We start from the raw sequence: 11726 nt of genomic DNA on the forward strand, positions 1-11726 counted from the left end.
GATGAAGGACGTGATACTCTGCGATAAGCCATGGGGAGCTGAGAATAAGCTTTGATCCATGGATTTCCGAATGGGGAAACCCACCTGACACTTGGTTATTGTTTGCTTCTGGCAATCAATAATCGGGTTAACCAGGTATCTTTTACCTGAATACATAGGGTTTAAGAAGCGAACCCGGGGAACTGAAACATCTAAGTACCCGGAGGAAAGGAAATCAACAGATACTCCCCCAGTAGCGGCGAGCGAACGGGGACCAGCCGAGCCGTGAGAATGACCAGAATGATCTGGAAAGATCAGCCATAGTGGGTGACAGCCCCGTATGGGAAGTTTGATCGGACGTATTAAGTAGGGCGGGACACGTGAAATCCTGTCTGAAGATCGGGGGACCACCCTCGAAGGCTAAGTACTCCTTACTGACCGATAGCGAACCAGTACCGTGAGGGAAAGGTGAAAAGCACCCCGACGAGGGGAGTGAAACAGTTTCTGAAACCGGACGCCTACAAGCAGTCGGAGGGGCCCATGTTCTTCGGAACGGCGGAGCCCTGACGGCGTACCTTTTGTATAATGGGTCAACGACTTGGTCTGTCTGGCAAGCTTAAGCCGTTAGGTGTAGGCGCAGCGAAAGCGAGTCTTAAATGGGCGACATAGTCAGACGGATCAGACCCGAAACCGAGTGATCTAGGCATGAGCAGGCTGAAGGTTAGGTAACACTAACTGGAGGGCCGAACCCACATCCGTTGAAAAGGATCGGGATGACTTGTGCCTAGGGGTGAAAGGCCAATCAAACTCGGAGATAGCTGGTTCTCCGCGAAAGCTATTTAGGTAGCGCGTCAGACGAATTCTCCCGGGGGTAGAGCACTGCATGGATGATGGGGGCCCACAGCCTTACTGAGTCTAAGCAAACTCCGAATACCGGGAAGAACTATCTGGCAGACACACGGCGGGTGCTAACGTCCGTCGTGGAGAGGGAAACAACCCTGACCAACAGCTAAGGCCCCCAATTCGTGGCTAAGTGGGAAAGCATGTGAGACTTCCAAAACAACCAGGAGGTTGGCTTAGAAGCAGCCATCCTTTAAAGATAGCGTAACAGCTCACTGGTCTAATCAAGAGGTCTTGCGGCGAAGATGTAACGGGGCTCAAGCCACGAGCCGAAGCTTTGGGTGCACCTTATGGTGCGCGGTAGCGGAGCGTTCTGTGATATAGAACGCTGCCTCTTTTGCGTCCCCGGACGTGACGGAGGCAATGTTCTGACTGTGAAGCCGGGCCGTGAGGCAACCGGTGGAGTGATCAGAAGTGAGAATGTTGACATGAGTAGCGACAAACAGGGTGAGAGACCCTGTCGCCGAAAGTCCAAGGGTTCCTGCTTAAAGCTAATCTGAGCAGGGTAAGCCGGCCCCTAAGGCGAGGCCGAAAGGCGTAGTCGATGGGAACCAGGTTAATATTCCTGGGCCAGGAGATGGTGACGGATCGCGGAAGTTGTCAGGCCTTATCGGATTGGTCTGGCAGCCAGGCGGTTCCTGGAAATAGCCCTCCATGAGACCGTACCCTAAACCGACACAGGTGGACTGGTAGAGAATACCAAGGCGCTTGAGAGAACCACATTTAAGGAACTCGGCAAAATACCTCCGTAAGTTCGCGAGAAGGAGGCCCCGTTGGCAGGCAACTGTCGGCGGGGGGCACAAACCAGGGGGTGGCGACTGTTTACTAAAAACACAGGGCTCTGCGAAGTCGCAAGACGACGTATAGGGTCTGACGCCTGCCCGGTGCCGGAAGGTTAAAAGGAGATGTGCAAGCATTGAATTGAAGCCCCGGTAAACGGCGGCCGTAACTATAACGGTCCTAAGGTAGCGAAATTCCTTGTCGGGTAAGTTCCGACCTGCACGAATGGCGTAACGACTTCCCCGCTGTCTCAAATGTGGACTCAGCGAAATTGAATTGTGTGTGAAGATGCACACTTCCCGCGGTTAGACGGAAAGACCCCATGCACCTTTACTACAGCTTCGCACTGGCATCAGGATTGCGATGTGCAGGATAGGCGGTAGGCTTTGAAATCGGGACGCCAGTTCCGGTGGAGCCATCCTTGAGATACCGCCCTTCGCACTCTTGATGTCTAACCGCGGTCCGTTATCCGGATCCGGGACCCTGCGTGGCGGGTAGTTTGACTGGGGCGGTCGCCTCCCAAAGAGTAACGGAGGCGCGCGAAGGTTGGCTCAGAGCGGTCGGAAATCGCTCGTTGAGTGCAATGGCAGAAGCCAGCCTGACTGCAAGACTGACAAGTCGAGCAGAGTCGAAAGACGGCCATAGTGATCCGGTGGTCCCGAGTGGAAGGGCCATCGCTCAACGGATAAAAGGTACGCTGGGGATAACAGGCTGATGATGCCCAAGAGTCCATATCGACGGCATCGTTTGGCACCTCGATGTCGGCTCATCTCATCCTGGGGCTGGAGCAGGTCCCAAGGGTACGGCTGTTCGCCGTTTAAAGAGGTACGTGAGCTGGGTTTAGAACGTCGTGAGACAGTTCGGTCCCTATCTGCCGTGGGTGTTGGAGACTTGAGAGGAGTTGCCCCTAGTACGAGAGGACCGGGGTGAACGTTCCACTGGTGGACCTGTTGTCGTGCCAACGGCAGTGCAGGGTAGCTATGAACGGACAGGATAAACGCTGAAGGCATCTAAGCGTGAAGCCCCCCTCAAAACAAGGTCTCCCTTGAGAGCCGTGGAAGACCACCACGTCGATAGGCCGGAGATGTAAGTGCAGCAATGCATTCAGTTGACCGGTACTAATGGCTCGATAGGCTTGATTTGATCCGGAAGAAGCAAGACTTCTTCCAAAGCATCCTTGGACAACAAAACCCCGCCAAAAAAGGCAGGGTCAACGCTGATCGCTTCTTTCCTGGTCTGGTGGCCCTAGCGCGAGCAAAACACCCGATCCCATCCCGAACTCGGCCGTTAAGTGCCGCTGCGCCGATGGTACTGCGTCTCAAGACGTGGGAGAGTAGGTCACCGCCAGACCTGGTAAGAAGCGATAATCTCTGAAACGATATGAAAAAGCACCGCAAAAAAAGCGATGCAATCGGCGCGGGGTAGAGCAGCCCGGTAGCTCGTCAGGCTCATAACCTGAAGGTCGTAGGTTCAAATCCTACCCCCGCAACCAACACTATTTCTTCAATATTATCAACGGCCTCGTGGTTTCCGCCCGAGGCCGCGTTCGCATGTCTGCCCTTCACTGCCGCATGCGCGGGCCATCCGGTGGCCAGGCGCAGCAGTCCGTAAGCGCGACGCCGATCCCCTCCTGCCATTTTTGAGTTGATGCCTTCATTCTCCGCTGGACATGTGCAGCGGAGGTTTTGGATTTGGAGAGAGACGGCAAAATGGGCGTCCAATTGGACGGCTCTATAGGCGTCGGGGTCTCGCGGCTTGAGGTGATCGGGGGGCCAAGCGGTCGTCGGCGGCGGACGAAGGCAGAGCGGGCGCGGATCGCGGCGGAGAGCATGATGCCCGGGGTGACGGTCGCAGATACTGCGCGCAAGCACGGCACGACCCGCTGGCAGATTTACGATTGGCGCAAGCAGATACGCAAAGGTAATTTGGTGGTGCCCGAAAGCGTGGCGGCCTTGCCGTTCTTCGCGGAACTGGTGGTTGATGACAGCGCGACTGAGGCTTCGGCGGCCGTCCCCGGGTCTGATCTCGAAATCGTGGTGGGCGACATCGTCATCCGCGCGGGTCCTGGTGTCGACGAGGGCCAACTGACCCGGGCAATCCGCGCGGCACGGGCAGCGGCGTCGTGATGTTCGGCCAGGGCGGCCCGGTGAAGGTCTTCGTGGCGACCCGGCCTGTCGACTTTCGCAAGGGGATCGACGGTCTGGCACTGGCGGTGCAGGAGATGTTCGGGATGGATCCGTTCTGCGGAGCCGCCTTTGTGTTCCGAGCGAAGCGGGCGGATCGGATCAAGCTCTTGATCTGGGATCAGACCGGGATGGTGCTGGTTCACAAGCGGCTCGAGGGCGGCAAGTTCGTCTGGCCACAGGTGCGCGACGGGGTCATGCGCATGTCCGGAGCGCAGTTTGCAGCGCTGTTTGAGGGCGTGGATTGGCGGCTGGTCCGACCCGAACGGGCGCGGCGCCCGCTGGCGGCGGGGTGACTGGCAGGCTGCGTCGAAACGCCTGTTTTTGCTGGCCTGCAAGGGCATCCTGTGATTCACTTCCCGCCATGGAAACAGCTGATCTTGCGCGCGAAAACGCCCTGCTGAAGGCCCGCCTCGCCGAGGTGGAGGCGACGCTGGCCGAGACGCAAGAGGCCAATCGGCGGCTGCAGGATATCCTGCACGCGGCGCAGCGCGAGAAATTCGGCAAGCGCTCCGAAAAGCTCTCGCCCGACCAGTTCAACCTGCCCCTGGAAGATGCCGAATTTGCTCAAGGTGTGCTCGAGGCAGCACAAGAAAAGGCCGAAGCGGCGATGCAACGGGCGCGCGGAGAAACACCGCGCAAGCCCAAGCGCAACCGTGGCCATCTGCCGTCGCATCTGCCCCGGGTCGAGCGCGTGATCGAGCCTGCCAGCACGCTCTGCCCCTGTGGATGCGGCGAGATGGCCAGGATCGGGGAAGACGTGTCCGAACGTCTCGACGTGATCCCCGCCCAGTTCCGGGTGCTGGTCACGCGGCGCCCGAAATACGCCTGCCGCCGTTGCTCGCAAGCTGTCGCGCAGGCCCATGCCCCCGAGCATGTCGTGCCCGGCGGGCTGCCCACGGAACTCTTCATCGCCTGGATTATCGTCTCGAAGTTCGGTGACCACCTGCCGTTTTATCGGCAGGCCGAGATCTTCAAGCGGCAAGGGATCGATCTGGACCGCGGCACACTCGGCAACTGGGTCGGGCGCGCCTGTTTCCACCTGATGCCCGTCATCAACCATATGCGTGCCCATCTGCGTGGCGCAGACCGCATCTTCGTGGATGAAACCCGCGCGCCGGTGCTGGAACCGGGCCTGAAACGCACCAAGAGCGGATTCTTCTGGGCCGTCGTATCCGATGATCGCGGCCATGGCGGGGCTGGCCCACCCATCGTGCTCTTCCACTATGCCCCTGGCCGGGGTAAGGCGCATCCGCTGAACTTCCTCGCCGGATACCACGGCCGCTTCCTGCAATGCGACGCCTACCAGTCCTACAACGCGATGACCGAGATCGCGCGCGACAATGGCCCGTGGCAACTGGTCTATTGCTGGACCCATGTCCGCCGCCGCTTCGTAAAGCGCTTCGAGAGCGATGGTTCACCCATTGCCGAGGAAATGCTGCGCCAGATCGCGCTGCTTTATCAGATCGAGAAGTCCGTGCGGAGTAAGGAGGCCGCTATGCGCCTTGCTGCCCGGCGTGAGCATTCGGCCCCGATCATCGCGGCGCTGAAACCCTGGCTGGAAGCCCAACTCTCGCGCATACCGCAGAAATCCCAGCTTGCCGAAGACATCCGCTACTCCCTCGCGCACTGGCCCGGACTGATCCGCTTCCTCGAGCACGGCATGCTGGAACTCGACACCAACCCGGTCGAGAACCAGATCAGGCCGATTGCCCTGACAAGAAAAAATGCACTCTTCGCCGGGAATGAAGTCGGCGCCGAAAACTGGGCTATGCTCGCCTCGCTGGTCGCTACCTGCAAGATGTCCGACGTGAACCCGGTCGACTATCTCGCCGCCACACTGCGCGCCATCCTCGACGGTCACCCACAAAGCGGTATCGAAGACCTCATGCCATGGCGCTTCAACCAGCCGTCAAGCCTCGCAGCATAGGGCCGCAACGTCGCGCTTACGGCTGTCGGCGTTTCCCTATGGTTAAGTGCGATCCCCCCGAGGTGTTCTATTGGGGGGATGAGATCGACCAAGAGACAGCCCGCAGCCTTTCCTTGCCGCGATACTTTACAGGCAAGCCCTGCAAATGGGGTCATGTATCAGAACGATGGGTGAAGGGCGGGACGTGCATTACCTGCCATCACGCCAGACGCGGGACTGATGAGTGGCATGACCACATGTCGCAGAAATATCTTGCCGATGAAGCGTATCGCGAGGGGAAGCTGGCATGGCTCAAGCAGAACAGGCCGCGAATCCGCGAACAGCGTCGGGAACGCTACAGGACTGATCCGGCATATCGCGAGGCGAAACGGCTGGAAAATGCGCGGCGAGGGAAGGCAACCTAGCGCAACGGGAATGTGCCCCCATTGTGCCCCGGCGCGAGGTTAGAGGGTTTCAGTCTATGTCTAAGTCTTTGATTTTATTGGTGGAGCCAAGGGGAATTGAACCCCTGACCTCTTGAATGCCATTCAAGCGCTCTACCAACTGAGCTATGGCCCCACCTGAGGTTGCGAGGGATGTTGTTTGCCTCGCATGCGGCACCATATATGAGCCTCACTTGAGGACTACAAGTGAAAAATGCTGTTTGATCAGCCCTATTTGAGGAGGCCAGATTGATAGTTAGTGCATGATCGACCTTTGGTCGTTTGACCTGCCTCTGAATTTTCATCCAGCCGCGACTGGAGCCCGATGGATGTTTGAACCGCTCCGGTTTTGGAGGAGGCTCGAACTCTTGAGTGGGATGGCGCATCATGAGCAAGACCACGAACATGTTTTCACCTGAAGTGCGCGAGCGCGCCGTGCGGATGGATCTCGGCAACCAGGGCCAGCACGGTTCTCGCTGGCAGCGTTGGCGGAGACGATCAACGGGCTATCAGTCGGCTCTGAACAACCGTGTCAGGCGGGCAATGCTTGCCTGTGAAGGGGCCTTTCGCGCCAGATGATTGTCGCAATCAGGTGGAGTAACAGGGCCCAAAGAGCCCTGATATGGGCCAGGATCTTGCGGATGTTGTGGCCACAGGCACAGAGCACGGCGAAGACCGCGTCGCCGATGCGGCCCTTCAGCGGGCATCTGGCAAGACGTCCGTCGCTCTTCATGTGACCGATTTCGGGTTCGATGGCGCTGCGTCGTTTCAGGAGCTTGGCCAGTAACGGCGTGATGCCGCGCCGCATGCCGCTGATCAGGGTCTTGGTGGTGCCCACGCCATGGCGCGGTCGACGACGGCGAGATTGGGCCTCGTGTCGGTCAGGAGCGCGACCTGCTCCAGCGCCGGTGCCGGGGTGTGGCCATCATAAGGGTTGCCGGGAAAGCTGCGGGCGCCGACTATGAGGCCGCCGTCGAGGGTGGTCGCGAGGCTGACCCTGGTGCCAAACTCGTAGCGCATCCGCGCCTTGCCCTTGGAGATGCAGTCAACCTCGGGCTCATGCAGGGAAAAGAGCTTGTCTTTGCTCTTCGGCCCCTGTTCCAGCAGGCGCCCGACCAGCCAGAGGGCGTCCACAACCCTCTCGCGCAGGGGGCCTTGCGGGATGTCCTGCAGGTGCCGGCGCAGATCGCGGCGCACCCGGCCGACATAGCCCCTGAGCTGGCGCAGCGCCTTGCGCATGCGCTTGAACTGGCGGGCATGGGCGTAGCGACCGACCTGGATCGCCAGTCGCGGCGCAAGACGGGCATAGCTCTGGCGCAACTCGATCCCGGCCCTCTTCGCCAGACCAACCAGCAGGGCGCGGGCCCGCTCGTAGAGCCGGGCATCCGTCGGATAGGCGATGTTCTTTTCCATCACGGTCGTATCGACTGCGATCCGCTTCAGGCTCTTGTCGGTGACCGCGCCAGAGGCCCGAGCTGCCTCGATCGTCCTGGTCAGCAGCCACTCCACGCGTTCGGCGTGGCCTTGAACCGGTGGCGGCTCACGCCTCACTCGCCGATGGGTATTCAAGGCATCATCCGAGGTAAGCCGCACAAGACGACCATCCCCGACAAGAAGACCCCGTGCCCGCTGGGCAAGGTGAACCGGCAGTTCAGAGTTCCAGCGCCGAACATGCTCTGGGTCAGCGATTTCACCTACGTCGCTACTTGGCGAGGGTTCGTCTATGTAGCCTTCGTCATCGACGCTTATGCTCGCCGGATCGTCGGCTGGCGGGCAAGCCAAACAGCGCATGCAGGCTTCGTGCTCTACGCCTTGGAACAGGCCGTCCACGATCGCCGCCCGGTCAAGGGCGCGGGTCTCGTCCATCATTCCGACCGCGGGTCGCAATACCTGTCTATTCGCTACACCGAGCGGTTGGGTGAGGCCGGCATCGAATCATCCGTGGGCAGCGTCGGCGACAGCTACGACAACGCGTGGGCGGAAACGATCAACGGTCTGTTCAAGGCCGAGGTCATCCACCGACGCGGACCTTGGCGCAGCTTCGAGGCCGTCGAGTATGCGACCCTCGAATGGGTGGACTGGTTCAACAACCGCCGCCTGCTCGAGCCGATCGGGAACATCCCGCCGGCGGAAGCCGAGGCCAACTTCTACGCCGCTCTGGAAACTGAAGACATGGCCGCGTAACTAACCGAAATAAGCCTCCGGCAAACCCGGAGCGTGTGTGGATACCCCCGGTTTGGCAAGCTAAATCTTCGGTTTGTCGGCGGGGTCTTCGATCGGACGTGTGTCAGGCCTCTCAGCGTGGCCTTCCACGACGCCACGGGCCGGTATGCTGTTCGGAAGGCTGGGTTCACATCGGTTCAGAGAGCTGCATGCGCTCGAGCCCCGGGACTGAATCTTCCTGCCTTGAACTTCGAAGTCCGTGTCGCCTACTCCTCGTCGATCGCTCACCCCGGCCTTTCGGCCATGCCGTGCCGTCGCCCCTTTCCGGGCTCGGGTCACGCCATTCTGTAATCCTGTTCTTTTGTCGTCAGCGCCCAGATCATCCGGGCCATCTTGTTCGCCAGCGCAACGGCCGCGACCATCTTCGGCTTGCGCATCACCAGCGCGGCCAGCCAACGGTTCGCGCTGCCCCCCTTGCGGACAACCCAGCGGATCACACTCATGGCACCGACGATCAGCAGGCGGCGGATATCGGTCTGCCCCATTTTGCTGACCGAACCCAGTCTGGTTTTTCCACCCGTCGACCTCTGTTTCGGCACCAGGCCGAGCCAAGCGGCAAAATTGCGCCCACTGTCGAACGTGGCAAGATCCGGTGCGAATGCCGCAACAGCTCCGGCGGTGACCGGGCCGATCCCGGGGATGGTGCACAGCCGACGAAGTTGCGTATCTGTCCTTGATGCGGCCTCGAGTTCTTCCGCCAGTCGTCCGATCACCTCTGTCAACCTCGCGATCTGCTCGACGTAGATCGCGCCCATCTCCCGAACATGGCCTGGCACATCGCTGGCCGGATCTGCCAGTGCATTCTCCAGAACCTTCAGGCTCGCGGGCCCCTTCGGCGCCACCAGCCCGAACTCGGCCAGATGTCCGCGGAGGGCGTTGATGAGCTGCGTGCGCTGCCGCACCAGACATTGATGCGTCCGAAACGCCACTGCGCGGCCCTGCGTCTCGGCACTCTTCACGGCCACGAACCGCATGGTCGGGCGCGACGCGGCCTCGGCGATGGCTTCGGCATCCGCCTTGTCGTTTTTCTGTCGTTTCACGAACGGTTTCACATACACCGCTGGCACCAGACGCACCTCGTGACCGTGGGACTGCGCCACCCGGCCCCAGTAATGCGACGTGGCGCAGGCCTCCATCGCCACCACGCAGGCCGACTGTTCGGCAAGGAGATTCGTCAGACGGGTCCGCGACAGCACACGGTTATATAGAACCGCCCCGTCCAGCCCGATCGCGCAGACCTGGAAACTGCCCTTCGCCAAGTCGATCGCCAACATGCTGATCGTTGTCATCATTGATGTGCCCTCCGTTCGGTTTCGATGCAACCATCATGGCATAAGAGATGCCGATGGGTGGGGGCATCCACCGCATCAGTTCAGGGGTGCTGAAATTCGAAGGAAGAGAGGCCCTTGATGGCGACCTGATCTTGGGGAATAGATACTTGGTCATATCCATCATGATCCCCGGCACTCTTCCCCAAAGTATCAACCCTTCATCGCTGGGTTCAGGGCCAGCGATACCCCCGGCTGAAATGACCACGGACCTGTAGCCGCAGTCTATATTGGCTTTAACGGGTCGTTCGGCCTAGTTGTGAATGGCGGCGACGACGAAGATGTGGCGGGCAACCCCCGAAATCCCGCCAACGATCCGGCGCAGCTCACTCGGTCAGCACGTCATGACCGCGCAGCGCGGCTTGCTAGCCCGGGCTATGACGTGACCCGTGATGGTATCTTCGGCCCGAAAAGCTGGGCCGTGCTGCTGGGCAGAGTTCAGTCGTTCCGCTCATCGAATACGATGTTCGCCCGGTGCTTCCGGTCGTGGGACTCCTTGAGGTCATCCATAGCCGACCACGAGACAGCGATCAGGAGTGCAACGCACGCCAGCGTAATTATTGTTCGGACGGTTCCGTTCATGACCCCGGACAAGAGTTTGGGTGGATTGCTTAAACCCAACGTAGTGAGCTTGCGCGATCACGCAAACCCTGCTGGTGCAAAGTTGAACAATCCTTGATCTGTACTGTTCCAGTTGCCCCGCCTCGTACGGTTTTTTTGGGGGCATCGACATCGACGCCCGCCATCGTGAGACCCCGCATTAGGCCTTGATGACCGGGGCGCAACTGGCCGTTGCCCGCGAGATGACCGGTCGGGCGGCGCTGGAACTGGTCCTCGGCTATGCGCGCAGCTGCGTGCCGGATGCGATCAGGGGCTCAAGCCGAGCGCGGCGGTGCCGCAAAGCTTGGCCAAGGCCTAGCTGAAGGATGCGCAGGACATGCTGACGGGCGCCTTGCACAATGCCATCGCGCGGTGATGCGCCGGTCACCCGTCCCGCGACCTACTCGATCACGCGGGAGGGGCTGACAGTCTGGCACGGCGGCAATGCCGTGCCGTTCATCTCGCGTGAGGTGCTGCCGGGGGTGCGCTGCGGTGTCTGGTGGCGTGGCATGAGGGGGCTAGGCACGGGCTTATGTCGGCATGGCGGAACGGGTAGGGCGAATCAGAATCATTCTTCGGGACTCTTTGGGATTCCATGACTGAAACTGTCCAGGGTTGTGCCAATGTTCTTTTTCTGGGCACTGACCAGGACGCTGGGATAGGCGAATAAAATCATTAAAATTAATGGTTTAGATTATGTTGATAAATTGCGGATCCATAGCCTGATGCAGGCGATTTTTATGAAGCCGAGGAAGCTGTCTGCGGTTTTGTCGTAGCGGGTTGCCAGGCGGCGACTGTTCTTGAGCTTGTTGAAGCAGCGCTCGACCATGTTGCGCAGCGTATAGATGGTCATGTCCACAACCTTGCGCACCTTGCGCATCGGGAGTGAGGCGGGTCAGGCAACAGCCCGGGGGCCTGTTTTTCCGACGAACGGCAGCGCGTTGCGGTTCTCGATGTCTTCTCGAATTTTATCAGAGTCATAGCCCCTGTCGGCGACCAACACGGCGGGCTGCGGAGGTTTCGGCCATCACCAGATCATAGCCCGTGTAGTCTGAATCCTGCCCGGGCGTGATCTCGGTCCTCATCGGGAGGCCAGCGCCGTTGACGCGGAGATGGATCCTGGTCGAGAAGTGGAAGGTGGTCCGGGAAACAATCCAGTGGATCGTTTTCAACGGACGCTCTCGAACGGCCAAGAGCCTCTTTCGGAGTCCCCGTTATCGGATCGAAACGTCCACTGGACGTTTCTTCGCCTCAAACTGCGCCCGCCGCATGATGATGCGCGCGGCTCACGGTGCTGCCGACCATCTGAAGTTTGTCGGGTGCAATTCCTGCGTGGTTCAGCGCGTCCAGGATGTCTTCCCGCAGTCCCGCGAGTGTCCGG

At 59.9% G+C, this 11726-nt stretch carries 5 protein-coding genes, 2 tRNA genes, 2 rRNA genes and 3 pseudogenes (1 of these 12 only partly in view); 8 read left to right on the plus strand and 4 right to left on the minus strand.

Annotated elements, in window-relative coordinates:
- The 6 genes from ACWICE_RS19590 to tnpC form a co-directional block, all read left to right on the plus strand.
- Positions 1–2802, plus strand: a 23S ribosomal RNA gene (locus tag ACWICE_RS19590); it begins 48 nt to the left of the window's first position.
- Between the two features lie 92 nt (positions 2803–2894).
- Positions 2895–3009, plus strand: a 5S ribosomal RNA gene (rrf, locus tag ACWICE_RS19595).
- A 65-nt stretch (positions 3010–3074) separates the two neighbouring features.
- Positions 3075–3151, plus strand: a tRNA-Met gene (locus ACWICE_RS19600).
- 229 nt (positions 3152–3380) lie between these two features.
- Positions 3381–3785, plus strand: a complete 405-nt coding sequence (gene tnpA, locus ACWICE_RS19605) for an IS66-like element accessory protein TnpA (RefSeq protein ID WP_454299062.1) — start codon at positions 3381–3383, stop codon at positions 3783–3785.
- Complete coding sequence (gene tnpB, locus ACWICE_RS19610; RefSeq protein WP_119752217.1) at positions 3785–4138, plus strand: IS66 family insertion sequence element accessory protein TnpB; 354 nt, start codon at positions 3785–3787, stop codon at positions 4136–4138. Before tnpA ends, tnpB begins: the two co-directional genes overlap by 1 nt.
- A 68-nt stretch (positions 4139–4206) precedes the next feature.
- On the plus strand, positions 4207–5772 hold the full coding sequence (tnpC, locus tag ACWICE_RS19615) for an IS66 family transposase (protein WP_454299063.1): 1566 nt from the start codon (positions 4207–4209) through the stop codon (positions 5770–5772).
- Between the two features lie 482 nt (positions 5773–6254).
- Here the strand turns inward: tnpC and ACWICE_RS19620 are convergent.
- A tRNA-Ala gene (locus tag ACWICE_RS19620) sits at positions 6255–6330 on the minus strand.
- 396 nt (positions 6331–6726) lie between these two features.
- Positions 6727–7709: pseudogene (locus ACWICE_RS19625) on the minus strand (IS5 family transposase); the annotation flags it as partial.
- Between the two features lie 42 nt (positions 7710–7751).
- Between ACWICE_RS19625 and ACWICE_RS19630 the strand changes: the two are divergent.
- A pseudogene (locus ACWICE_RS19630) lies at positions 7752–8378 on the plus strand (IS3 family transposase); the annotation flags it as partial.
- Positions 8379–8692: 314 nt separating this feature from the next.
- On the opposite strand, the gene ACWICE_RS19635 reads toward ACWICE_RS19630, so the two are convergent.
- Positions 8693–9706: an IS110 family RNA-guided transposase gene (locus ACWICE_RS19635; RefSeq protein WP_272848955.1), complete on the minus strand. Its 1014-nt coding sequence runs from the start codon at positions 9704–9706 to the stop codon at positions 8693–8695.
- 56 nt (positions 9707–9762) lie between these two features.
- On the opposite strand from ACWICE_RS19635, the gene ACWICE_RS19640 reads away from it, so the two are divergent.
- Complete coding sequence (locus ACWICE_RS19640; protein WP_454299064.1) at positions 9763–9963, plus strand: hypothetical protein; 201 nt, start codon at positions 9763–9765, stop codon at positions 9961–9963.
- A 1076-nt stretch (positions 9964–11039) separates the two neighbouring features.
- Here ACWICE_RS19640 and ACWICE_RS19645 read toward each other — a convergent pair.
- A pseudogene (locus ACWICE_RS19645) lies at positions 11040–11726 on the minus strand (IS5 family transposase); the annotation flags it as partial.

The organism is Sphingobacterium sp. NPDC055346 (assembly GCF_053645235.1).

Bases quoted from the DNA above. Each gene is read 5' to 3' on its own strand.
- tnpB (WP_119752217.1), top strand. From the start codon at position 3,785: ATGTTCGGCCAGGGCGGCCCGGTGAAGGTCTTCGTGGCGACCCGGCCT.
- tnpC (WP_454299063.1), top strand. From the start codon at position 4,207: ATGGAAACAGCTGATCTTGCGCGCGAAAACGCCCTGCTGAAGGCCCGC.
- ACWICE_RS19635 (WP_272848955.1), bottom strand. From the start codon at position 9,706: ATGACAACGATCAGCATGTTGGCGATCGACTTGGCGAAGGGCAGTTTC.
- ACWICE_RS19640 (WP_454299064.1), top strand. From the start codon at position 9,763: ATGGGTGGGGGCATCCACCGCATCAGTTCAGGGGTGCTGAAATTCGAA.